This window comes from Gordonia sp. NPDC003585, from assembly GCF_040610755.1.
Taxonomy (GTDB): Bacteria; Actinomycetota; Actinomycetes; order Mycobacteriales; family Mycobacteriaceae; genus Gordonia.
In genome coordinates, this window is sequence record NZ_JBEXMX010000011.1 from 47,456 (window position 1) to 71,858 (window position 24,403).

A 24,403-nucleotide genomic window follows, 5' to 3' on the forward strand; every position below is an offset into this window, starting at 1 on the left:
CACGACGACCCGTCCGCTGAGTAGTCTCTACCGATGGACGCGAACGTCATCGTGCACGGCGACGACGCACTGACCAGGCGGATTGTCGAAGAGCTGTCGAGTGCGGGCAGCGCCACCACGATGATCGCCGCAGCCGCCGACCTCGCAGCGGTGGATGTGCAGGCCGCGACCGCAGTGGTATGCGCTGGCTCCGACGATGCCGTGAACCTCGAGATCGCTTTGCTGGCAAGACAACTCAACCCGCAGGTGCGGGTGGTGACCCATCTGTCGAATCGAGTGCTGCGCGAAGCGGTGGCGCACGGCAACGGTCCGGGTGCGGTGCTCGACGTCGCCGAACTGGCCGCTCCGTCAGTCCTCGAGGCCGCTCTGGCGCGCACCACCCACTCGATCACGGTGGCCGGGACGGAGTTCGTGGTGTCCGGTGCGGGTGCCCCGCGCACCGGGACGCTACGTGAGCTCTACGGGGACCTTGCGCCGGTCGCGGTCATCCGCGGGGAGTTCGCTGCGTCTCCGGGTGCTGTGGTGGCCTGCCCGGGCCGCGACCTGATGGTCGCCGAAGGCGACTGGGTTGCGATGATCGGTACCGCAGAAGAGCTTGCCGGACAGAGCATCTCGACCGAGCATCCGCTGCGGGCCGCTCATCATCGGCCGCGCGGTCCGATGCGCGTGGCACAGGCCGTACGGGACTTCCGCGATGACGTCAACCCGAATTTGTTTCGCGCACTAGGGGTCTCGTTCACCCTGCTCATCGGTGCGACCCTGCTGCTGCGCTACACATACGACAAGCCGGGCATGAGTTTCGTGGACGCCCTGTACTTCTCGACCGAGACGATTGCCACGGTCGGCTACGGCGACTTCAGCTTTGTCGATCAGCCGACGTGGCTGCGATTGTTCTCCATCGTCCTCATGTTCGCCGGCGTCGGGACCACCGCGATCCTGATGGCCTTCGTCGCCGATCTCCTGCTCTCTCGGAGGTTGGGTCAGTCCGCGGGTCGGCGTCGGGCGCGACAGTTCACCGGTCATGTGATCGTCGTCGGGCTCGGATCGTTCGGCATTCGGGTCGCCGCCGACCTGCGGCAGCTCGGATACGACGTCGCCGTCGTCGAACGCGACCAGTCCAACCGTTATCTGTCGACTGCCGCCGATCTCGGTGTTCCGGTGATCTTCGGCGACGCGACGGTACGCCAGACCCTCGACGACGCGCGCATCTCGAGTGCGTCGGCGGTCGTGGTTCTGACGCAAGACGACATGGTCAATGTGGAGACGGGCATCGCGGCGCGCGAAGCGCTCGGCGTGCGCTGGTCGGGGTCGGCCGACGCACCCGGTGTGCCCGTGGTGCTGCGGGTATTCGACCACGCGCTCGGCGACGCGGTGGCTCGGCGTTTCGGCTTCGCGCATGTCCGGTCGACCGTGGAACTGGCGGCACCCTGGTTCATCGGCGCCGCACTCGGCCTCGACGTCTCCGGCACGTTCTCGGTGGGGCAGCGGTCATTCATGGTGGGTGGGGTCTCGGTGCGCGCCGGGAGTGCGCTCGATGGCGCGTCGATGTCGGATCTGCCGACGCAGACGCGGGTGATCGCCATCGAGAGCGCGAACGGGGAGGTCGTCGAGCATCCTCGGCGCGACGATCGTCTTGCCGCAGGCGACACCGCGTACCTGGTCGGTCCGTACCACGAGCTGCTGGCCACCCTGCAGCGCGGCACCAGGTCCGCCGACGCTCACGGCGTGTGATCTCCGAACATCCACGGATAGTTTTCGGGTAGCCGAACATTTCTTTTCGACATCGGTTACAGTGGTGTTCTAGCCCGCCGCATCCAAGGAGACGTCGATGACCACGCTCATCCAGATCGTGAATCCGGTCGTCGGACGTCGTGGCGATGCGCCCACCGTGAATGTTGCCGGCGTGCAGTGGCCGTTTCACAAGGTGGCTGCCGTCGTCGTGGGTATTGTCGCGGCACTCATGACCCTGATCGTGACGCAATCGGGTCAGGCCACGATGTGGGTGACCGCTCTTGCCGTCCTGGCCGTCTGGTGGGGCACCCGACTTCCCGCCGTCGCAGCGTTGGCCGTCCGGTTCCGACCGTCGGAGTAGCACCCCAAATTCCGCGCCCGGTCAGCGGGTGGCGGGTATCGCCGCCGTAGCGCCTGCGCTGAACCCGCCCGGAATCTCGTAGATCCGACCGTCGAAGCCTGCGCGGAACAGTCGTCCAGACGAGAAGCCGCGATCGCCGCGTCCGTAGCTGACGACGCTCGACAGCGGCATTCCTGACGCGAGTACGCAATAGCGACCCGGTGAGGTGATCCGGACGACCTCACCAGCAGCATTGAACGGGACGATCGGACGGCCGCGCGCGTCGAGGGTGAGGCCGTCGGGTGTCGCGTTGCCGCCGACCGACAGCAGGCTCTGCACCACTCGCGGATTCGTTGTCGAGATGCGGCTGACGCCGGGGTTGACGAAGGTGCGTGACACGTAGAGCCAGCGATCGTCGCGGCTCAGAACTGCACCGTTGGCGCTGGGAAATGTCGCCCACCCGGCCTGCACGAATCCGTTCGGGAACACTCGGCCGATCAGGTTGCCGAAGTCGTTGGTGGCGTACACGGTTCCGCGCGCCGAGACGTCCATGCCATTGGCCGCGGACAGGCCGCCCACCCAGGGGCGGATCGCGAGATCGGTGATGTTGAGTCGCGCGATGCCGGCGTGTCGCAGGGTGTCGCCGACGATCACACGGGGGTCGGCTCCATATCCGACGAGCAGCGTGCCGCCGGGAGTCCAGGCGAGCGCGCCGGCTCCGCTTCCGCCGGGTACGCGGGCGATCGGGATCGCCGGTGCGCCGGGCCGGTCGAGCCGATAGACGCGGCCACTGAACAGATCTGTGGTGTAGAGCCGTCCGCCGGCGTCGACGGTGAGCCCTTCGAGGGCGGCTCCCGGGACGCTGCCCACGAGTCGTGGTGGTGTGGCGCCGGGACAGGGCGCGGCCGATGCGGGCGCCGAAACGACTGCGGCGGCGAGACCTGCGGTCACCGTGACGCCCGCGAGAATGGCTCCGAGACGTGTGCGAAGGGAGGTGGGCCGGTGTGTCATGACACTCCAAGCGTTGTCGGGTGGACCCGAAGTTGCTGGTCCGTGACGGGCTTCGGTGGCGCCGCGGTCTTCAGTCGCCGACAAGAACCCATGACCGTTGCCAGTGTAGGCGCCGGACTTTGTCGCGATACCGCGATTCGTCGGGCTCGACCACGCAGTGAGACCATGGACGTCGTGAGTACCCAATCCGCGATGGTGTCCGAACCGGCGTTGACCGCCGAGGCGATCGAGGCGGCGTCGCGCCGCATCGAGCCCGCGATCGCCCGCACCCCGTTGGAAGCCTGCCCACGCATCTCCTCGGATGTCGGAGCGCAGGTCTATCTCAAGCGGGAAGATCTGCAGACGGTTCGCTCGTACAAGATTCGCGGTGCGTTCAATGTGATGGCCCAGCTGACCCAGCCCGAACTGGCCAGGGGAGTGGTTGCCGCCAGCGCAGGCAATCATGCGCAGGGGGTGGCGTTCGCGTGCCGCACCATGGCGGTACATGGTCGGATCTACGTGCCGACCACCACGCCAAAGCAGAAGTGCGACCGAATCCGTTGGCATGGTGGCGAATTCGTCGAGTTGCTGGCGGTCGGCGACACCTACGACGCGGCCGCGGCGGCTGCTCAGGCCGATGTGCTGCGGACGGGCGCCACCTGGATTCACGCCTTCGACGACCCGCGAACAGCGGCGGGGCAGGGCACGATCGCGCACGAATTCGTTGACCAACTCGGCGAGGTTCCCGACGTCGTGGTCGCGCCCGTGGGTGGTGGCGGATGTCTGGCCGGCATCGCGACATACCTTCGCGCCCGACGCCCCGACGTCGCGATCATCGGTGTCGAACCCACCGGCGCGGTGTCGCTGACCGCTGCCCTGGTCTACGGCGGGCCATACACCCTGCCGACCATCGATCCGTTCGTCGACGGCGCAGCGGTCAAGCGCATCGGCTCGATCGGGCACGGCGTGCTCTCGGCGATGGCGTCGTCGGTGAGTGACCACCCGACACTCGCCGAGGTTCCGGTGAACGCATCGACGCAAGTGCTGCCCGATGGTCCGATCGAGGTGGGACCCGGGACGACGCACATCACCCACGTGGACGAGGGTGCGATCTGCTCGGCCATGCTCGAGCTCTATCAGAACGAAGGCATCATCGCCGAACCCGCCGGCGCGCTGGCCACCGCCGCGCTGTCGCGGCTGCAACTACCGGCCGGTGCGAGCGTCGTGAGCCTGGTTTCCGGTGGCAACAACGACGTGTCGCGCTACGGCGAGATCATCGAGCGCTCACTTGTCCATCGGGGACTCAAGCATTACTTCCTCGTCGACTTCCCGCAGGAACCCGGCGCGCTGCGGCGCTTCCTCGACGAGGTGCTCGGGCCCGACGACGACATCACGCTGTTCGAATACGTGAAACGCAACAACCGCGAGACCGGCGCCGCGCTCGTCGGCGTCGAACTCGGCTCGCCCGACGGGCTGCCGGAACTGATGGACCGGATGTCGCACTCGCGTCTGAGCTGCGAGCGACTCGAACCGGGAACACCCGCCTACGACTACCTGACCTGATCTCCATTCGCCTCGGTCCGTCGCCCGACGACCACGTTGTGGCCGGGGGAGGCGAAGCCGGAGTCGTTGGGCGTCACGGGTTCCCAGGACAGTTCGACGTCGAGCGCGATCGGTACGGCCGTCTCGTTCTCGCCGAATATCCCGACCACCGACCATGAGCCGCGGTGCATCGCGAACCAGCGGGCCTCCGCGTCGTAGGTGACGTCGACCGAATCGAACGATTCGGCACCGAGTTCCGGTTGGGATTTCCGCAGTGCGATGAGCGCGCGGTAGAAGTCGAGTACCCTCGAGTGGGCCGGGTCGTCGAGTTCGGACCAGTGGAGCTTCGACGCCTCGAAGGTCGCAGGGTCCTGCGGGTCGGGGACATCCTCGGTGTCCCAACCATGTTCGGCAAACTCTCCGCGTCGGCCGGTCCGCACTGCTTCGCCCAGTTCGGGTTCGGGATGAGAGGTGAAGAAGGCGAACGGTGTGCTCGCGGCCCATTCCTCGCCCATGAACAACATCGGTGTGAAGGGGGCGAGCAGGACCAGTGCGGCCTTGATCGCCAGCTGGCCGTCGTCGAGGTAGAAGCCTGGTCGGTCGCCGATGGCGCGGTTGCCGATCTGGTCGTGATTACACGTGTAGGCGACCAACGCTGACGCCGACACCTGCTCGGTGGGAATCGGCCGCCCATGACCCCGACGCCGGAACGACGAGTACGTGCCGTCGTGGAAGAAGCCGCCGCGCAACACTTTCGCGAGGCACTCGAAGCTTCCGAAGTCGGCGTAATAGCCCTGGCGTTCGCCCGAGACCGCGGTGTGGATGGCGTGGTGGATGTCGTCGTCCCATTGCGCCGCCAAGCCGTGGCCGCCGACCGTCCGGGGCAGGATCATCCGCGGATCGTTGAGGTCGCTCTCGGCGATCAACGACAGCGGTCGGCCGAGTTCGGCCGACAACGCATCCGTGGCCGTCGCGAGGTCTTCGAGGATGTGCACAGCCCGGTGGTCGATCAGAGCGTGTACGGCGTCGAGGCGCAGTCCGTCGACGTGGAACTCGTGGAACCAGCGCAGCGCGGTGTCGACGATGTACGCCCGTACCTCGTCGGAGTCCGGCTCGGACAGATTGAGCGACGATCCCCAACTGTTGGTGCCCTCGGTGAGGTAGGGGCCGAACTCGGGCAGATAGTTGCCCGACGGGCCCAGATGGTTGTAGACGACATCGAGGATCACGCCCAGGCCGCGCGCATGACAGCGGTCGACGAATCGGGCCAGGGCGCCCGGCCCGCCGTAGGCCTCCTGCACCGCGTACCACGCAACGCCGTCGTAGCCCCAGTTGTAGACGCCGTTGAACGCGTTGACCGGCATCAGCTCCACGAAGTCGACTCCGAGATCGACGAGGTGGTCGAGACGCTCGAGCGCCGAGTCCAGGGTGCCGTCGGGAGTGAAGGTTCCGAGGTGAAGTTCATAGATCACCGAGCCATGGACCCCACGCCCCGGCCAGTCGTCGTCGGTCCACAGCGTGTCGTCGACCCTGAACAGGGCCGAGGGTGCGTGCACGCCGTCGGGTAGCCGGACCGATCTGGGGTCGGGGTGAGGATCGGCGCCGTCGATGACGAAGCTGTACCGCGCCCCCGGACCGTCTGATTCGACGAGTTCGACGGCAGACTCCGGCACGGTCCACCATCCGCCCGATCCCGCCGTCATCGATACCCGGATTGGACCGGCGGGAGAGTCGCTGCCGGTCTCGAGTTGGACAGATGAGGCGTCGGGTGCCCAGACCCGCAGGTCCATGAGACTCCGTGGGCTGTGAAAGCGACTCGCCGACGCCGAAAAGGGGGGGTTTTGCGAGCGCTGGTCGACCGTCCCAGTTATGGTGCAATCGTCACCAGATGTATTGCGCGTCACATCGTGGTCGGCGGCCTTTTCCGAATCGGTCACCTGACACAAGGTATGTCGAACGGAACCGGGGCGCAGACCGGCGAACTTGTGAGGCGAGGCACAGCACACCGACGAAGCGAGGTATATTACCCACGCACCTGCCCGGGGGGCATGTTTCATATTCGATTTCGAGGTCACCTGACCATCGACACGGCTGCGAACCATCGGTACGGATTTTTTCGGACGCAAGGGTAGGGATTGAGCACAAACACAACCACCTCCGACGACGAGGAAGTGGATTCACGGCGGGGGCCTGGGGTGCTTCGGTCGTGGTTCAACGGCCACGTGGTGGCATCCTTCGACACCTTCGGTCGTCAGTTGGGGATGTTCATCGAGGTGTTCAAGACGCTGTTCGTGGACATCTTCAAGCGTCGGTTCCCGTTTGGTGAGTTCATCCGTCAGTGCGCCTTCATGGCCAGCACCTCGGTGTTCCCGACGCTGCTCGTCGCAATTCCGATCGGCGTGATTGTCTCGATCCAGGTGTCGAACATCGCCGGACAGATCGGTGCGACGTCGTTCTCCGGTGCCGCGACCGGTCTGGGTGTCATCCGGCAAGGTGCGCCCCTGGTCACCTCCCTGCTTCTCGCCGGCGCGGTCGGATCGGCCATTGCCGCCGACCTCGGCTCGCGCACCATCCGCGACGAGATCGACGCGATGCGAGTGATGGGCGTCAACCCGATCGAGCGGCTCATCTCACCCCGTCTTCTGGCGACGATGGTGGTCAGTTTCCTGCTCTGCGGTTTCGTCTGTTTCGTCGGCTTCATCACCGGCTACGCCTTCAACGTCTACTTCCAGGGCGGTACGCCCGGCAGTTATACGGGCACCTTTGCGTCTTTCGCCTCGACGTCGGACTTGTTGTTCGCGCTGGGTAAAGCGGTGATATTCGGTGCGATCGTGGCGATCGTCGCCTGCGACCGCGGGCTGTCCACCAAGGGCGGTCCGGCCGGTGTGGCGAACTCCGTGAACGCGGCGGTCGTGAACTCGGTGCTGCTGCTGTTCACGGTGAACGTCATCCTGACCCAGCTCTTCGCGATCCTCGTCCCGGCAAAGGTGGTGTGACGTGACTGCTTCTCGGTATATACCCCCCGCGCTGCGGCCGGTCGAGGCGGCCAAATCGCTGTACCGCGGTCCGCGCAACGCGCTCGCTGCGATGGGGCACCTCATCACCTTCCTGGTTCGTTCGATCGGCGCCGTACCCCTGGCTTTCCGGCACTACAGCCAAGAGGTCTGGCGCCTGCTCTCCGATGTGGCCTGGGGCAACGGCGCGATCGTGGTGGGTGGCGGCACCGTCGGCGTCATGGTGATCCTCGGCATCATGGGCGGTGCGACGGTCGGCATCGAGGCATATACCGCCCTCAACCTGCTGGGCATGGCGCCGGTCACCGGCGGCCTGTCCGCGTTCGCGACAACACGCGAGATCGCGCCGCTGCTCGCGGCGACGGCCTTCACCGCACAGTCGGGTTGCCGGTTCACCGCTCAGCTCGGTTCGATGCGCATCGCCGAGGAGATCGACGCGCTCGAGGCCATCGCGATCCGCCCGCTCCCGTACCTCGTGACCACGCGGATGCTCGCCGCGGTGCTCGCGATCGTCCCGCTCTACTCGGTGTCGCTGGCCGCCAATTACATCGCCTGCCAGGTGATGTTCCAGTTCCAGAGCGGTCAGGGTGCCGGGACCTATTTGTACTACTTCAGTCAGTTCCTCGTGTCCTGGGACATGGTCTTCTCCTTCTTGAAGGTGATCGTGTTCGTGCTGCTGACGACGTTCATCCAGTGCTATTACGGCTACTTCGCCTCGGGCGGTCCCGAAGGCGTGGGTGTGGCCGCCGGACATGCCATCCGACTCGCGATCATCGTCATCGTGTTCGCCAACCTGATCATGACGCTGGTGTTCTGGGGCACCTCGCCCGGAATCAAGATCTCGGGGTAGGGGACTCATGAACATCGCAACCGACGGACGTAATCCCTCGCTCCTGCAGTACGTGCTGCGCGGCGTCGCCTTCCTGATCGTGATGCTGATCATCGCGGTCCTGCTGACCATGCGCTATCAGGGTGTGTTCAGCTCGACGGTTCCGGTCACCGCGAAACTCAACGACGTGGGCGATGGTCTTCTCCCCGGCGCGGACGTCCGCTACAACGGTCTGATCGTGGGATCGGTGAAGACGATCGAGCTCGACGATTCCGATGCCACCGGGACGGCGCAGCTCAAGCTCGTCGACATTGATCTCGAGCCTCAACAGGCCGAGGGCATCCCGGCGAACGTGACGGCCCGAACCGTGCCGTCCAACCTGTTCGGCGTGAACTCGGTGGAACTGATCCCACCCGCAGATCCGGGGACCGCCCGCATCAGCGACGGTGCACAGATTCCGGCCGATACGTCGCTGCCGACCATTCGGCTGCAGGACGCGCAGAACGAACTGCGGACCCTGCTGAAGGCCATACCGCCGGAGCAACTGGCCAGCTTCCTCGGAACGCTTTCCGACGCGCTCAAGGGCGGCGGTGCGGTGTTCGGTTCATTCGTCGGCGTGCTCGACACCTATTTCAAGACGATCAACGCGCAGTTCCCGCCTGGCGCACCGTCGGGCTTCGACAACTTCAACAACGCTGTCCAGGGATTGGCGCAGTCGACGCCTCAACTGTTGGACGCCTTGGGCCGCAGTGTCATCCCGGCGATGACGATCGCGGAAAAGCAGCAGGATCTCGCGGCGCTGCTGTCGGCTGGGCAGGGCATCCTCGACCAGACCCAGGTTCTGTTCGCGCGCAACGGTGACGGCGGCAAGCGTCTGGTCACCGACCTCAACCGCATGGTCGGTGCGGCTGTGCTCGAACCCAATTCACTGCCCGAGGCACTCAGCGCGCTCAATACTCTCGCCGCCAAGGTGCTCACGGTGTTCACCGGTGTCAACGGGCATGCCCAACTCAACATCGGCGTCAGCTTCGGCGCCTTCCAGCGATATACGCGGCAGAACTGCCCCGTGTACAACGGCGGGCCATATGGCCAGACACGCGGGCCGGGCTGTGTGGGACCGGGAACCGGGACCGGGCCGACGAGTTCGGGTCCGCTGATGATCTATCCGTCCGACGGCATGCGGCGCAATTCGCCCGCGGGCATGGTGACCACGGGCGACGATGCCCGGACGCTGGGCCAGGCGCTCCGTCGTAAGCCGAACGCTGCCGACGCCTTGATGTTGGGGCCGCTCGTGCAAAGCGTCGAGGCACGCCCGACCACCGCACAGACACCGGGAGGGGGACGATGAGCTCGGGGAAGGCGTCAATCCGCAAGCCGCTGTTCGGGTTCTTGATCTTCGGCGTGGTGGCATTGCTGCTCACCTACATCATCTTCTCCACGCTGGAGCGGTCGGTGTCGGGACCGACGAACACCTACACGACCTACTTCACCGACGCCTCGGGCCTGGCCACCGGCGACGACGTCCGGATGGCCGGAGTCCGGGTCGGCCGAGTCGACGAGATCGTCCTCGACGATGGTCGCGCGAAGGTGAGCTTCGAGGTCCAGGACAGCCAGCCGATGTACACCAACACCAAGGCGGCCATCCGGTACCAGAACCTCATCGGGCAGCGTTACCTCAATCTCACGCTGGACAAGGCGGTCGCGTCCCAGCCACTCCCCGCGGGTTCGACACTCAAGTTGCCGTCCGAGGACTCCTTTGACGTGACCAAACTCCTCGCCGGTTTCCAGCCGGTGTTCGAGACGCTCGACGCCGAGCAGGTCAACGCGCTGTCGCAGGGTCTGATCGACGCGTTCCAAGGCAGCGACGTGTCCCTGAGCTACACGATCGCGCAGGTGGGCAAGCTGGCCGACGACACCGCGAACCGCGATGCGGTGATCGGCGCGATCATCGACAACCTCAGTGGCGTGATGCGCGACCTCGCTCGCCAGGGCGGCCAGGTCGGCACGGTGATCTCGAGTCTGGGCACCATCATCGAGAACCTCAACAAGAACTCGGCGACCTTCGGCCGGGCGGTCACCGACATCGGCAACACCGCCACCGGTTTCGCGAACGTCCTCAGCCAGAGTCGGGCCGATCTGGCATCGGCGGCCACGAATGCGCGAGTGGCCACCAACACCCTGATCGGCGAGGGCGCAAAACTGGATCAGCTGGCGGTCGACCTGCCCATCTTCCTCGGGCACTTCCCGCTCGTCCTCGGAGAGGGTTCTTACCTGAACATCTACGCGTGTGACCTCGACATCGCGATCGGCGACGTACTCCTGCCACCCGGGCTGATCAACAAGATCGGCGGCACCAAGCACTCGGTGGTGTGCCGATGAAGAACCACTTCCGCAACAACAAACGACTTTGGTACGGGCTCATCGGCGCCGTCGTCATCGTCGCGCTCCTACTCGGGGTGACTGCGCTCGCGAACGCGCACCTGGGCAAGAAGACGTACACGGGTGACTTCGCGCAGGCCGGCGGCATCCGACCGGGCGACAAGGTGCGCGTTGCCGGAATCGACAAGGGGGAGGTCACCGACACCGAACTCGAAGGCAACCACATCACCATCACCATGAAGGTCGATCAGGATGTGGACGTCACCGCCAACGGGTCGGCGGAGATCAAGATGTCGACGCTGCTGGGCCAGCGCTACATCGATCTGTCGCTCGGCGACTCCAGCGAGCCCGCCCCGGACGGCAAGATCGAGCAGACGCGCGTCCCCTACGATCTGCAGCGCACCATCGAGGCCGGTGCCCCGATCCTGAACGACCTGAACAGCGACAGCCTCAGTCAGAGCATCCGGACGCTGAACAAGCAACTGGCCGGTGCGCCGGCGATCACCAAGCCGACCATCGACGCCCTGACGGCGATGTCCAAGGTCATCACCAACCGCAAAGACCAGATCAACCAACTGCTGGCCGACACCCAGACGGTGACGGGGATCGTGACCGACAACCAGGCGCAACTGGCGATCATCGTCGGCCAGGGCCGGCAACTCGCCCAGAAGATCACCGCGCGTGAGGCATTGGTGACCCGGATGCTCGACGGTATCGCGGCGCTGTCCGAGCAGGCCAAGGCCGTCGCCGGCGAGAATGCCAACCAGTTCGCGCCCATCATGACGAACCTGAACACGGTCTCGCAGGGCCTGGAGAAGAACCGGAAGAACTTGCGCAAGATCCTCGAGATCCTGCCGGTCACCGCACGACTGACCAACAACGTCATCGGTGACGGTCCGTACGCGAACAGCTACCTGCCCTGGGGCATCTTCCCGGACAACTGGCTGTGCCTGGCACGGGTGGTGGACGGATGCTGAACGCGCAGAAGGTGAATCTCAAACGGTCGGTGTGGCTCGTCGGCCTTGCGCTGCTGGGCGTGGTCGGGCTGTCCGGATGCTCGTTCATCCCGGCGAGCTGGCAGAAGACCTTCGGCCAGGCGATCGAGGTGACCGCCTACTTCGACAACGTGGCCGGGCTGTACAAGAGCAACGACGTCGCGGTCCTCGGGATGCCGGTCGGACAGGTGACGTCGGTGGAACCCCAGGGCAATCGTGTCAAGGTCACGTTCACCATCGACAAGGACGTGCCGGTACCGGCCGACGCGACCGCGGCGATCGTGAACACGTCGATCGTGACGACCCGCCACGTCGAACTGAGTCCGGCCTACAGCGGTGGGCCCAAACTCGAGGATGGTGCGGTCCTCAAGCAGACCAAGGCGCCGGTGTCGGTCGGCGAGCTGTTCGATTCACTCGATCACCTGGTGGTCGCGCTCGGTGGCGACGGCAACGGAGCTGGACCGCTTGCCGACATGATCGACATCACCTCGGGAATCGCGTCGGGTAACGGGCAGGCCATTCGAGATGCGTTGAACGAGTTGGGTTCTGCATCGGAGGTCGTGTCCGGCAACAGCAACGTCCTGATGGATCTGGTGAAGACGATTCAGGGCCTGACGACGACTCTGGTTGCCAACTATCCGAAAATGCTGGAGTTCTCGAACTCGATCAACGGTGTCGCGACCATGCTTCGGGCGCAGTCACCGGGCCTCGTCGCCACGCTCGGCGATCTCAACACCGCCCTGCAGAACACGACGGTCTTCCTGCAGAACAACACCGGGACCATCAGCGGTTCGCTCGGACGGCTCGCGGCACTCGCAGCGAATCTCGGTGACTACTCACGGCAGGTGGTCGAGACCATCGACCTGGGACCGTTGCTGTTCCAGAACCTCAGCAACTCGGTGTCCGCAGAGCAGGGCGCCTGGCGTGCCCAGGTGTTGCTCGACAAGTCGTTGCTCGACAACGAACTGCTCGCCAAGTTCTGCGAGACCATCAACCTCCAGAAGGACGGCTGCAGGACAGGCAAGTTGAAGGACTTCGGACCCGACCTGGGCATCTACTCCGCACTGTTGGAGTTGGCGAAATGAGAACAGTCACCCGCACTGCACTGGACCGTCCGCGCGCCTCGCGCGGAGAATCTCGCCGTCCGTCGACTCGCCGTCGGGTGGGACTGCTGGCCGTGGTGGTCGCCGGTCTCATGACCCTCACCGGATGCGGGGTGCTTCCCGGGCTCACCGTCGAACAGATCCCGTTGCCGGCACCGGGCGGAATCGGTGAGGCCATCGAACTCACCGCGAACTTCGACAACGCGCTCAACCTCCCGACCCGGGCCAAGGTGAAGTTGAACGGCACCGACGTCGGCCAGGTCACCGACATCTCGGTGAAGGACTACAAGGCCATCGTCAAGATGGATGTCAGCAAGGCAACCAAGCTGCCGGTCGGCACCGGCGCGGAGCTGCGCCAGGCCACGCCGCTCGGCGATGTGTTCGTGGCGCTCTTGCCGCCACCCGGCCAGCCGACGGGGTATCTGTCCGACGGTGACACCCTCACCGGCCCGACGTCGGCCGCGGCAACCGTCGAGGATCTCCTGATCAGCGTCAGCGGTGTGGTCGACAGCGGTTCGCTGAACTCGTTGACGGTCATTCTCACCGAGTTGAGTGCTGCGGTGTCGCCCCATCCCAACGAACTCAACGACTCCATCGAAGGGCTCACCACCGCCATCCGGAAGTTCAACCTGAACGCCGGCGAGGTCGACCGGGCGATGGCCAACACGCGGGTGCTCACCGCTCAGCTGGCCGCTGGACGCGCGCAGATCATGGCCTCCATCAACAAGATCGGGCCGGCCGTGAATGCGGTGAACTCGCAGATCGGGTCCGTGCTGACGACGCTGAACAAGACGCAACAGGTCACTGCGGCGACCAACGACTTCCTCAACTCCAACGGGAACAACCTGGTGGAACTGATCGGGCATCTGAACACTGTCGTCATCGGCTTGCAGCAGGCGGCCCCCACGCTGGGATCTCTCGCCGACAACCTGCACATCCTGGTGCCGAGGTGGGCAAAGACGACCCAGGGCAGCGCGGCAGCGCTGTCGGCCAAGGTCTACTGGCTCAATCCGGGTGTCGGCTTCGACTCCGCAAGCCGCCTACCGGAACTCGGCGACGTGGATGCGGGTTCGGCCGCGCTGCAACAAACCCTCACCAGGCTGTTGGCGCGACTGACCGGGACAAAGGGGTGCTGCGGATGACCGCAATGCTGGCCTTCCTCAAGAAACACTCGGTCATCCTGGGCAACCTCGCCCTGGTGATGGTGATGGTTGTCGGTCTGGCCTACCTCGCGTTCGGAATCCTGCGCTGGGAGCCACTCACCGGCAAATATCACCTGACGATCAACTTCCCGATCTCGGGCGGGTTGCAGGACACCTCGCGGGTGACGTTGCGGGGTTCCCAGATCGGCGATGTGGACAGCATTCAGGTGCAGCCGAACTCGGTCGAGGTGAAGGTCTCGATCGACGAGGACGTGAAGATCAACCGCAACGCCATGGTGGCCGCGCTGGGTCTGTCGGCCGCAGGCGAACAGTACGTCGACTTCCAGCCGCCGACCGCCGACGGTCCGTATTTCGAGGACGGTGACACCATCAATGCGAACCAGACACACGTCACCGCACCCTTCCCGGATTTGCTCGAATCGTCGCTGGGCGTCATCGAACAGATCGACCCGGTGAAGCTTCGCTCGGTGATCGAGAACCTCGACGTCGCGCTCGGCAGCGACGACGGCAACAACCAGCTCGACGCGCTGTTCGCCTCGGGCGGAACAATTTTCGCGAGCCTGTACCGTGTTCTCCCGCAGACCACCAAGCTCATCCAGGATTCGGGCACGATCCTCAAGACCACCGCCGGGATCCAGCCAGATTTCGGCACCACGGTGGCCTCGATCAGTGCGGTCATCAACGCGACGGTCGCGTCGGACAAAGAGATCCGCACCCTCCTGAACCGTGGGCCCACACAGCTCACGAGTCTGACGGGTTCACTCAACCAGCTGAACGACCCGCTGGCCGACGTACTCAAACAGGTTCTCGACATCGCCCGTCAGGGTGCTCTGCGCGCGCCGGCCATCGCCAACCTGCTGCCGTCGATCCGGGACGCCAGTGTCAAGAGCCTCGCAATGTTCCACGGCGGGGCATGGTGGGCGTTCGGTTCGGTGTTTCCACGCCCGGCCTGCAACTACCCGGTGACTCCGCGTCGACCGACGCAGGTGCTCGAACTCGCGGTGCCGGTCAATCTGTACTGTGTGACGGAGGATCCGAACCAGCAGATCCGTGGCTCGGCCAACGCACCCCGACCCCCGGGTGACGACACCGCCGGACCGCCGCCGGGATACGACCCGAACGCACGTACCGTGCCGATGGACAAGTGATTCTCTGCTCGCACGAGCATGAGTTCGACACCACGCCGACATGGGTGTCGCCCTGCGACGACGCCCATCTGCGGTGCGCTAGGAAATGACTTCAGATGACCGATCTTGACAAGACCGATGACACAGTGGCCGACAACAACGTGACCGACGACTTCACGACGGTGGACGACGCCGAGAACGTCACCGTCGAAGAAGAGGCAACTGCTCCACGCACCCCGACGGGCAAATCCCGTCGGCGGTCGCAGGGGTCGGTTTCCGTCTCCACGTCGGCGGATGACGCCGACGAATCGGCCGCCAAGGAATCAAAGGCCGAGGATTCGAACGCCGAGGACTCAGGCGCTGATGACACGGAGGTCATCGATACCGCCGATACGGTGCCGGTCGAGCGCAAGACCAAGCCTGCGCAGGTGAAGTCGGACGGCGTGAAGGACGGGGCCAAGAAGGAGTTCACGCTCACCGTCAGCAGAAGCGGGCTACTCCGCGCCGCGGCAGTGCTGGCCGTGGTCGCGTTGCTCGCCTGCATCGGCTTCCTCGGTTGGCGACTGCACGAGAAGAACGAGCGTTTGGCCGCCTTCGACGACAGCATCGCCGCGTCGAAGCACTTCATCAACGAACTCGTGGCGACGATGCCGGCAAACGCGGCCGACCAGTACAAGGATCGACTCGGTCCGTTGAGCACCGGTGAGTTCAAGGAGACGCTGGCGCGTGAGCGCACCGCGACCGAGCAGCAGACCCGCGACATCAAGGTGACCGACGCGTCGGCCAACATCAAACTCGCCACGGTCGAACAGTTCACCTCCGACACTGCCACGACGCTGCTGCAGGTGGAAGTCACCGCCTCCGGTGCGATGGCCGCGACGCCGCAGAAGGCGACGTTCTTCTACCTGATCAACCTCGAGAAGGTGGATGGCGAGTGGCTGGTCTCCAAGCTCGGCACTGCGCCCGACACGGGTGTGTTATTCGGCGACGGGACCCGAGTTCCGCCGAACGGAACTCCGACGCCCGCTCCGTCTCCCACACCCACCCCGGCCCCGGCGCCCGCTCCCGGGGGCTAGCCGATTGCGGACCGAGCCACCTCCGCTCCCTTCACGGATCCAAGGTTCAGGTGTCCAGCAGTTCCAGCATGGCCACCGGGCCTCGTGCCCGAGCGGTGGCGAGATCGACGGCGTCCGTGTGGATCTCACCGCTCAACGCGTTGCGCCAGCGGCCGGTGGGCAGCGTGATCGCGGTGGCGCGGGCGCTGTCGGCACGGAGGCTGTGGGTGAAGCGGGCCGTGATGAGCACGACCCGTGCCACCCGGCCGTCGCCGCGGGAGAAGGCGATGGCATGGTCGGCGGCGGGGCCGGCGGCCGTCAGAGATCGGTAGGTTCCTTCGGAACCGAAGGCGGCCGCGTGATCGGCGCGTAGACGCAATCCCGCACGCACAACAGCGGTTTTCGGATGGTCACTCGGCTGGGTGAAATCGACCGGTCGGCGGTTGTCGGGGTCGACCAGTGAGTCGTCCCACCATTCGGTGCCCTGGTAGATGTCTGGGAAGCCGGGGCCGAGAATGGCAATGGCCTTGCGGGCCAACGCTTCCTGCTTCCAGGAGTCGGATACTCGCGACACCAGCCCGGTCAGGATGTCGGCGATGGGTCCGGTGGTGACGTCGTCGATCCAGTCGCGGATGGCGGTTTCGAACTGCTCGTCGACTTCTGTCCACGTCGTTCGCAGACCCGCTTCCCGCATCGCCTTCTGCGCATAGTCGTACAGGCGGGACCGCAATGCGTCGGAGACTCGACCGTCGAGCGGCCACACCCCGAAGATGTTCTGCAGCAGGAAGTAGCAGCTGAGCGAATCGGGTATCGAGGTCGCCCGCCAAATGCGGTCCACTGCCAGCGACCAGCGCTCGGGCACCTGGGCGAGCAGAGCGATACGCGCACGAACGTCTTCGCCGCGCTTGGTGTCGTGCGTCGACGACGCGGTCATCGCCAACGGCCATTCGGCCGCACGGGTCGCATTGTGCGAGTGGAAGGCGGCCAGACTCATTGCCGGGTTGGCCGGATCGCCGCCGACCTCCTGGGCCGAGACCAACCGCGCCGTGCGGTAGAAGAGGCTGTCCTCCACGCTCTTTGCGGTGACCGCGCCACACGTCTGGGCGAGTCGCGACGTCGCCGCGCCGGGCGACGCCGTGCGGCGAACGATCAGATCGAGGGACTCTGCGAGCGCCGGCCGACGGCGCGCGATCTCCGCTGCGGTGTCGACGAGGCGAGTGCGCAACGTCGGATAGTCGGCTCGATATACCCCGAGATCCGCGATCAGTTCGGCGCTGGCCTCGGCCATGAGGGACGGGTCGACGTCGGGGTCCGAATGGGTCAGCGCACGCACGAGCCGACGGTGTTCGGTGGGGAAGGAGTTCTCGAGGGTCGCGAGTTTGCGTTCGCGCTCGGTGGATTCGATCCAGTGCGAGTCGCCGGGCACGCCGGTGACGCGTTCGTGGACCTCCGCGAGTTCGATGACTCCCGACGGTGCCACGAACAGGGCGTCGATCACCCGCATCTGGTCGTAGCCGGTGGTGCCCTCCACCGGCAGAGTCGGTTCCAAGGGTTCGTCGGGGGCGAGGATCTTCTCGACGTAGATCAACCGGTGGTCGCCGACGTCGGCGCGGAGCTGCCGGAGGTAGCCCTGGGGATCCCAGAGACCGTCCGGATGGTCAACGCGCACACCGTCGATGAGGTCTTCGTCGATGAGCTCGCGCAGCCAGGCGTGGGTGGCGGAATAGACGGTCGGGTCTTCCTGACACAGGCCGGCGAGTTCGTTGACGGTGAAGAAGCGGCGATAGCCGATGAGTCCGCTGTTCCACGGCACCAGCCGGTAATGCTGGCGACTGTGCACTTCTTGCGGTGTCCCACCGAGAGTCCCGGCCGCGATGGGGAACCGGTGGTCGTAGTAGCAGAGATGCCCGTCGTCATCGACCTCGAGTGGTGACAGGTCACCGTCGGCGGCGACGACGGGCAGCGCGATGGCACCGTCGGCGCCGTTGTCGGCGGAGAAATCAACGTCGAAGTATTTGGCGTAGGGCGAACGTGCCCCGTTGGCGAGGAGATCGGCGAACCACGGGTTGGCCAGTGCATCGGCGACGCCGGTGTGGTTCGGCACGATGTCGATGATGACGCCGATATCGCGTTCTGCTGCGTCCGCACGCAATTCGCGTAGTCCGTAGATGCCACCGAGGACCGGTGCGACCGCCGGTGGGGGCAGCCAGTCGTACCCGTGGGTCGAGCCTTCGGCGGCACGTCCGATGGGCGACAGGTAGAGATGGCTGACACCCAGCTCGCGCAGGTGGTCGAGAATCCCTGCAGCCTGGGCGAATCCGAAGTCCGCATGCAACTGCACACGATAGGTCGCGTGTGGCTCCCGACGGTGGTCACTGCCCCCTGTGGTCATCGATCAGCGCGTCTTGCGCAGCACGAGTAGCGATCTCGCGCCGATGGTCACCGTGCTCCCGCACTTGGCGGCCACCACGTCCGAGTCGCCCGTCGGGTGCGTCGTGTTCAGCACGCCCTCCCACTCCAGCGCCAACTGATCGGTCGGCATGCGGAAGTCGATGTCCTCGTAGTGGGCGTTGAAGCAGATCATGAAGCTGTCGTCGACGATGGCCTCGCCGCGCTCGTCCTTCTCACCGATGCCCGCGCCGTTGAGGAACACGGCAAGACTCTTGCCGAAGCCGCTGCCCCAATCGTCGGTCGTCATCGCTTCGCCCGAGGGTGTCAACCACACGATGTCCAGGGTGTCATGGCCCCATCGGATGGGCTTGCCCTCAAAGAAGCGCCGACGACGGAATACCGGGTGTTTGGTGCGCAGCGCGATGGCCTTGCGGGTGAACTCGAGAAGATCCGAGTTCTTCTCCGCGAGAGACCAATCCATCCACGCCAGTTCGGAGTCCTGGCAGTAGACGTTGTTGTTGCCCTGTTGGGTTCGGCCGATCTCGTCGCCGTGTGCGAGCATCGGCGTGCCCTGCGACAAGAACAGGGTCGCCAGGATGTTGCGTTGCTGGCGGGCGCGTAGGGCGAGTACCTCCGGATCATCGGTGGGCCCTTCGACGCCGCAGTTCCATGACCGGTTGTGGCTCTCGCCGTCGCGGTTGTCCTCGCCGTTGGCCGCGTTGTGTTTCTCGTTGTACGACACCAGGTCTCGCAACGTGAATCCGTCGTGGGCGATGACGAAGTTGATGCTGGCCAGCGGTCGGCGACCGGTCGCCTCGTAGAGGTCCGACGACCCGGTGAGGCGAGAAGCGAACTCGCCCAGGGTGGCCGGTTCGCCACGCCAGTAATCCCGAACCGTGTCGCGGTACTTTCCGTTCCACTCGGTCCACAGCGGCGGGAAGTTGCCGACCTGGTATCCGCCCTCACCGATATCCCATGGCTCGGCGATCAGCTTGACCTGACTGACCACCGGATCCTGTTGCACCAGATCGAAGAACGCAGACAGACGGTCGACGTCGTGGAGTTCGCGGGCCAGGGTCGAAGCAAGGTCGAAACGGAACCCGTCGACGTGCATCTCCAGCACCCAGTACCGCAGCGAATCCATGATGAGCTGCAGCGTGTGAGGATGCCGACCGTTGAGGCTATTGCCCGTCCCGGTGTAATCCATGTACATCTCGGGTTGTCCGTCGACCAGGCGGTAGTAGGCGGCGTTGTCGATGCCGCGGAAACAGACCGTCGGACCGAGATGATTGCCCTCGGCCGTGTGGTTGTACACCACGTCGAGAATGACTTCGATTCCCGCGTTGTGGAACTCGCGGACCATGGCCTTGAACTCGGTGACCGCGCTGGCGGGCTGTTCGGGGTTGGATGCGTACTCCAGGTGCGGCGCCAAGAAGCCGAAGGTGTTGTAACCCCAGTAGTTTCGCAGTCCCTGGTCACGCAACACGAAGTCCTGCATGAACTGGTGGACCGGCATCAGCTCGATCGCGGTCACGCCGAGGGACTTCAGGTGCTCGATGATCACCGGATGACACAGGCCGGCGTAGGTGCCGCGAAGCCGTTCCGGAATATCGGGATGAGTCGCGGTCATGCCCTTGACGTGGGCCTCGTAGATGACCGTCTTGTGATACGAACGCTTGGGTGACCGGTCGTTCTGCCAGTCGAAGAACGGGTTGATCACCACCGACACCATCGTGTGCCCGAGCGAATCGAGCTGCGGCATCGAGCTACTCGAATCCGAATCGGTTGTCTCCGATTGAGTCTCGTCCGAAGTCTCCTCCGCCTGCGCAGTCTGGGCCTCGACTGTGTCCGGCGGCGTCGGATCGAGAGGAACCTCGTCGCCGGCGCCCTCGGCGTCGGTGACGGCTTGGGTGTCCGGCGAGTCCACGACCTCCGGCGCAGACCCTGCGTCGGCCGTCGTCGCGCTCACCGCTTCGGCTTCGACCGGGGTGGACTCCGCCGACACGGCGGCGACCTCGTCAGGCTCGACATCGACCGGCGACTCATCCGAAGGTGGCTCAGCGGGAGCCTTGTCGGGTAGGGGATAGGAGAACAGGGACGCGTCTCCGTCGAAGTCCCCGTGAAATGCCTTGCCGTAGGGGTCGAGCAGCAATTTGCTTGCGTCGCAACGCAGTCCACGTGCCGGATCGTAGGGTCCATGGACGCGGAAGCCGTAGAACTGGCCCGGCCCGACGTTGGGCAGGTAGCAGTGCCAGATGTAGCCGTCGACCTCTTCGAGGCGGATACGGCGTTCGCGACCGTCGCGGTCGATGAGGCACAGTTCCACCGCTTCGGCGACTTCGGAGAAGAGCGAGAAGTTGGTGCCGACACCGTCGTAGGTGGCGCCCAGAGGGAACGCGGTACCCGGCCAGACCGGGATCGGTGCCGGTTCGGGCTCCACCAGGGCGTCGGCCTGCATCGGAGTCGACGGCAAGGTGACGGGTGCCGAGGTGGCGTCGTCGTTGCTCAGTGGCGCGGCCGTGGTGGTGTCGGTCGAAGCCGCACCCGGCGCGTCGCTGGGGGTGGGTTCCGAGCCGGATTGCGCAGTCGGCACGTCACCAGTGGGGGCTTGGGGAACCGGTGGGGTTCCGGGTGCATCGGCGGCTGACGGGGGCTGGTCGCCGGTGGTTGGCGGTACGGTCATACCCACCTTCCTGAGGTCATGGAACGACACTAGCCGCGTTGTGCCAAGCCTTCATCTCGAAAGCCGCCTTTGCGCGCCAAAGTGGCCTGCGCCACTTTCGTCGATCAGTTTTCCCAGGTCACCGGGTCGGCTGACCGATCCACGGCAACTGGATCCTCATCTGCCGCTCGAGTTCGTCGGCGAGGCTGCGGATGTAGGTCGCGCTCAGGTGGTGCGGGTCCTTGTAGACGATGATGTTGCCCACGATGGCCGGGCAGAAATCGGCCGTGCAGATGCCGTTCGTGAGGTCGAGTGGGTGGAAGTCGGGACGGGTCGCGGTCAGCGCGAGAGCCGGGTCGGTCGGCGACATCGAAACAGACCGCTTGGTGCCGCAGCTCTCTGCGGTCCCGCCGTCGTTGAGGCAGATGGGGGTGTCGATCCGTGACCGGATCGGCCACGGAGTATCACGCATGCCGAGCACGGGCACACCGCCCGCGATGAACTGATCGAAGATCGGCACGTAGTCCGGTGGCGTCCAGTCGCCGTTCTCATAGTCCCGCGGGCGTGTCGAGTTCGTGAGCACCGCATCGGGTTTCGCCTTGATGATCTCGGCGATGACGCGTTGACCCCACTCGTAGCACTGCGGGTACGGCTCACCCTGCTGGCGCGGAACCGGATTGGTGGACAGCGGGCAACCCATCTTGATGTAGGTGGTCACCTTGAAGTGATTGCGCTGGCCGATGAGGTTGAGCGCGGAGATCCACATCTCGGCGTGCGAGCCGCCGGCCAGGGCGATCGTGCGCTTGGCGGTCGGATCGCCGTAGACGCCGACATGGATGCTGCCGTCCTGGAAGTTGCTGGTGAAACCGTCCGTCGAGGTCTCGGGGAAATCCTTGATGACGGCGAGCGGTTCGGGGACCGGGTCGAGTTTCGGTACCGGCGCATTGTTGAGCAACGCGCGTGCGCCCGGGTAGTCGCGCGGGTCGAGGTTTGCAGTGTCGACGGTGATGGTGGAGACGTGCCGGTCCCACATCTTGATGCCGACTCCCACCGCGATCGTCCCGACCAGCAAGATGCTGGTCATCACCGATGCATACGTGATCAGGCGCCTGCGCCCGGTCCGGGTGCCGCGGGTCAACTTCGACCGGTCGCCACCACGGAGCGGATCTTCGACGAAGCGCTTCGTCGTCCATGCCAGGCCGATGGAGACGGCCAGAATCCCGACGCCCTCGAGGATCGAGGCGTGCTGCTTGTCACGCCAGGCCAGGTAGAAGATCAGCAGCGGCCAATGCCACAGGTACAGGCTGTAGGCGATGGTGCCCAGCCAGACCGGCCACCGGCTCGCCAGAGCACGGTTGAGTAGCGGCATGGGCTCGGTGCCGTCGGGCTGGTCGGGTCGGCGACGCTGTAGATCGGTGGCGCCGGCCCAGATGATGAGCAGGGTCGCGCCCACGGGTACCAGCGCCCACGGACCTGGGTACTGCTCGACACCGACGATCCACCAACCGCAGGTCACGATGAGCGCCAAGGCCACCGCGGTGGCGACGTTGCGCAGCCAATTGGGGATCCGCCAGCGTGGCAGCCAGATGGCCAGCAGGCCACCGGCGAGGGGTTCCCAGAGTCGCGACCACGTGTCGAAGTAGTTGTACGGCTGGTTGATCTGTAGTCCGCGGTGTGCCCACCAGAACGACGCGAGGGCGACCAGGAGAACCGATCCGCCGACGATCACCCGGATCACCCGGGGGTCGGCGACACCCGAGATGACGCGGGACACCAGCTTGATGACCACGGTGATCCCGAGGGCGGTGAGCAGGGTGATGAGGAAGAACTGGCCCTGCATCGACATCGACCAGATGTGCTGCAGCGGACTGTTGGCCGAGCTCGCGGCGAGATAGTCCTGGGAGTTCCAGGCCAGATACCAGTTCTGCCAGTAGGTGGCGCTGGCGACGAGTTCGTTGCCGATGTTGGACCACCGGACCTGCGGCAGGATCAGCACCGTCAGCACCGCAACGGCGATGAGTACGGTCAGCAGCGCGGGCAGCAGTCGTTTGATCAGCCGCTTGAGTCGGGGCCACGGGTTGGCCGCGTCGCGGAACGTGGTGTGTGGCGCCTGGCTGTGAATGGCGTGACGCAGCAGCGACCCGACGAAGAAGAAGCCGGAGAGCGTCAGGAAGACGTCGACGCCGCCGGACACCTTCCCGAACCAGACGTGGAAGCACGCGACGAGAGTGATCGCGATACCCCGCAGCCCGTCGAGATCGGTCCGATAGACCGGCGGCGCCGCTGACGTGGAGTTCGTCTTCGGCGCGAGTTCAACACGGGTCGGGGCTGCCAAGGGCTCGGTTTTCTTCCTTCGTCGGTGGGGATCGGTCGGTGGGATCGGCTAGCAATGTACCCGTCGAACCTGTGAAAAATCGACTCGGTCCGCAGCGACACACGCGGCGCTGACCTTTACTTTTCTTTACTTAGTGGGTGCAGGCGTGGTGTTGGTGGCCCGCGCGCGGGCGCCGTCGAGGATGATTGCGAGCCCGTCGGTGAACTCGCCACCGAAGTCGCGCCCGGACGGTTCGATGACGCCGAGACGTTCCATCTGCGCTCGCGTCTGTTCTTCGATGGTCAGGCCGATGACGAGCTGGCAGACCGCCGTGGTGACCGCTTCGGCATCCCGTATCGGCAGGCCGCCGGCGCGGGCGGCGGTGATGATGTCGGCGGTGATCGCCTTGGTGGCGAGGCCCGACGCCCAGCTCGACGACACGACCTCGGCGCTGTCGGGGACGGCGAGGAGTGCGCCGCGCATCCCGATCGCCAGCGACGCCAGGCGGTCATCCCAGCGCTGCGTCGGCGGGGGAATCACCACGTGATCGAGGATGTCGTCCGCGAGCGCGGCCAGCAGCGATTGCTTGTTCGGGAAATGCCAGTACAGAGCGTTGGGTCGCACGCCGAGTTCGGTGGCCAATCGCCGCATGGACAGGTCCGCGAGGCTGTGTTCGACGAGGATGCCGCGGGCGGCTCGCAGGACATCGGCGCGGCTGTTGCTCACGGCCCCACGATAGTGAGCCGCTGGTTGTTCGTGCGCACCGGC

Annotated in this window: 18 protein-coding genes; 12 read left to right on the forward strand and 6 right to left on the reverse strand. The window is 65.4% G+C overall.

The features are described from left to right. Positions 1-33: 33 nt before the first annotated feature. Positions 34-1,731: an NAD-binding protein gene (locus ABZW74_RS04625; RefSeq protein ID WP_240855953.1), complete on the forward strand. Its 1,698-nt coding sequence runs from the start codon at positions 34-36 to the stop codon at positions 1,729-1,731. Positions 1,732-1,828: 97 nt separating this feature from the next. Next, positions 1,829-2,092 carry a hypothetical protein gene (locus ABZW74_RS04630; protein ID WP_355274368.1) on the forward strand — a complete coding sequence of 88 codons (264 nt, stop codon included), beginning with the start codon at positions 1,829-1,831 and terminating at the stop codon, positions 2,090-2,092. 21 nt (positions 2,093-2,113) lie between these two features. On the opposite strand, the gene ABZW74_RS04635 is transcribed toward ABZW74_RS04630, so the two are convergent. Continuing rightward, the gene (locus ABZW74_RS04635; RefSeq protein WP_240855951.1) at positions 2,114-3,082 is read right to left on the reverse strand and encodes a hypothetical protein; all 969 of its coding nucleotides are present in this window, start codon (positions 3,080-3,082) and stop codon (positions 2,114-2,116) included. A 165-nt stretch (positions 3,083-3,247) separates the two neighbouring features. On the opposite strand from ABZW74_RS04635, the gene ilvA reads away from it, so the two are divergent. After that, on the forward strand, positions 3,248-4,624 hold the full coding sequence (gene ilvA / locus ABZW74_RS04640; RefSeq protein WP_240855950.1) for a threonine ammonia-lyase IlvA: 1,377 nt from the start codon (positions 3,248-3,250) through the stop codon (positions 4,622-4,624). Here the strand turns inward: ilvA and treZ are convergent. Beyond that, the gene (gene treZ, locus ABZW74_RS04645; RefSeq protein ID WP_355274372.1) at positions 4,612-6,393 is read right to left on the reverse strand and encodes a malto-oligosyltrehalose trehalohydrolase; all 1,782 of its coding nucleotides are present in this window, start codon (positions 6,391-6,393) and stop codon (positions 4,612-4,614) included. The two genes, ilvA and treZ, sit on opposite strands and share 13 nt — an antisense overlap. A 381-nt stretch (positions 6,394-6,774) precedes the next feature. Here treZ and ABZW74_RS04650 point away from each other — a divergent pair, with 381 nt between their 5' ends. From ABZW74_RS04650 to ABZW74_RS04690, 9 genes are all read left to right on the forward strand, one after another. Beyond that, positions 6,775-7,599 (forward strand): ABC transporter permease, encoded by an 825-nt coding sequence (locus ABZW74_RS04650; protein WP_240856046.1) that lies wholly within the window; start codon positions 6,775-6,777, stop codon positions 7,597-7,599. A gap of 1 nt (position 7,600) precedes the next feature. Then, entirely contained in the window at positions 7,601-8,467 is an 867-nt protein-coding gene (locus tag ABZW74_RS04655) for an ABC transporter permease (RefSeq protein WP_240855946.1), read from the forward strand. A 7-nt stretch (positions 8,468-8,474) separates the two neighbouring features. Beyond that, the gene (locus ABZW74_RS04660; RefSeq protein WP_240855945.1) at positions 8,475-9,794 is read left to right on the forward strand and encodes an MCE family protein; all 1,320 of its coding nucleotides are present in this window, start codon (positions 8,475-8,477) and stop codon (positions 9,792-9,794) included. Then, positions 9,791-10,825 carry an MCE family protein gene (locus ABZW74_RS04665; RefSeq protein ID WP_240855944.1) on the forward strand — a complete coding sequence of 345 codons (1,035 nt, stop codon included), beginning with the start codon at positions 9,791-9,793 and terminating at the stop codon, positions 10,823-10,825. The genes ABZW74_RS04660 and ABZW74_RS04665 overlap by 4 nt, the downstream gene beginning before the upstream one ends. Next, complete coding sequence (locus ABZW74_RS04670) at positions 10,822-11,802, forward strand: MCE family protein (RefSeq protein WP_355274377.1); 981 nt, start codon at positions 10,822-10,824, stop codon at positions 11,800-11,802. Before ABZW74_RS04665 ends, ABZW74_RS04670 begins: the two co-directional genes overlap by 4 nt. Then, positions 11,796-12,905: an MCE family protein gene (locus ABZW74_RS04675; protein WP_240855940.1), complete on the forward strand. Its 1,110-nt coding sequence runs from the start codon at positions 11,796-11,798 to the stop codon at positions 12,903-12,905. The genes ABZW74_RS04670 and ABZW74_RS04675 overlap by 7 nt, the downstream gene beginning before the upstream one ends. After that, positions 12,902-14,065 (forward strand): MlaD family protein, encoded by a 1,164-nt coding sequence (locus ABZW74_RS04680; RefSeq protein WP_355274381.1) that lies wholly within the window; start codon positions 12,902-12,904, stop codon positions 14,063-14,065. Before ABZW74_RS04675 ends, ABZW74_RS04680 begins: the two co-directional genes overlap by 4 nt. Then, entirely contained in the window at positions 14,062-15,234 is a 1,173-nt protein-coding gene (locus tag ABZW74_RS04685) for an MlaD family protein (protein WP_240855925.1), read from the forward strand. The genes ABZW74_RS04680 and ABZW74_RS04685 overlap by 4 nt, the downstream gene beginning before the upstream one ends. A 95-nt stretch (positions 15,235-15,329) precedes the next feature. Further along, positions 15,330-16,289 (forward strand): hypothetical protein, encoded by a 960-nt coding sequence (locus tag ABZW74_RS04690; protein WP_355274384.1) that lies wholly within the window; start codon positions 15,330-15,332, stop codon positions 16,287-16,289. Positions 16,290-16,335: 46 nt separating this feature from the next. Here ABZW74_RS04690 and treY read toward each other — a convergent pair whose 3' ends face one another. The 4 genes from treY to ABZW74_RS04710 all read right to left on the reverse strand — a co-directional run bounded on the left by treY (position 16,336) and on the right by ABZW74_RS04710 (position 24,361). Next, positions 16,336-18,660, reverse strand: coding sequence for a malto-oligosyltrehalose synthase (gene treY, locus ABZW74_RS04695; protein ID WP_355274387.1), 2,325 nt, complete (start codon positions 18,658-18,660; stop codon positions 16,336-16,338). 3 nt (positions 18,661-18,663) lie between these two features. Next, complete coding sequence (glgX, locus tag ABZW74_RS04700; protein WP_240856044.1) at positions 18,664-21,117, reverse strand: glycogen debranching protein GlgX; 2,454 nt, start codon at positions 21,115-21,117, stop codon at positions 18,664-18,666. 343 nt (positions 21,118-21,460) lie between these two features. Continuing rightward, complete coding sequence (locus ABZW74_RS04705) at positions 21,461-23,656, reverse strand: acyltransferase family protein (RefSeq protein ID WP_240855914.1); 2,196 nt, start codon at positions 23,654-23,656, stop codon at positions 21,461-21,463. A 126-nt stretch (positions 23,657-23,782) separates the two neighbouring features. Continuing rightward, positions 23,783-24,361 (reverse strand): TetR family transcriptional regulator, encoded by a 579-nt coding sequence (locus ABZW74_RS04710; protein ID WP_240855913.1) that lies wholly within the window; start codon positions 24,359-24,361, stop codon positions 23,783-23,785. Positions 24,362-24,403 lie beyond the last annotated feature (42 nt).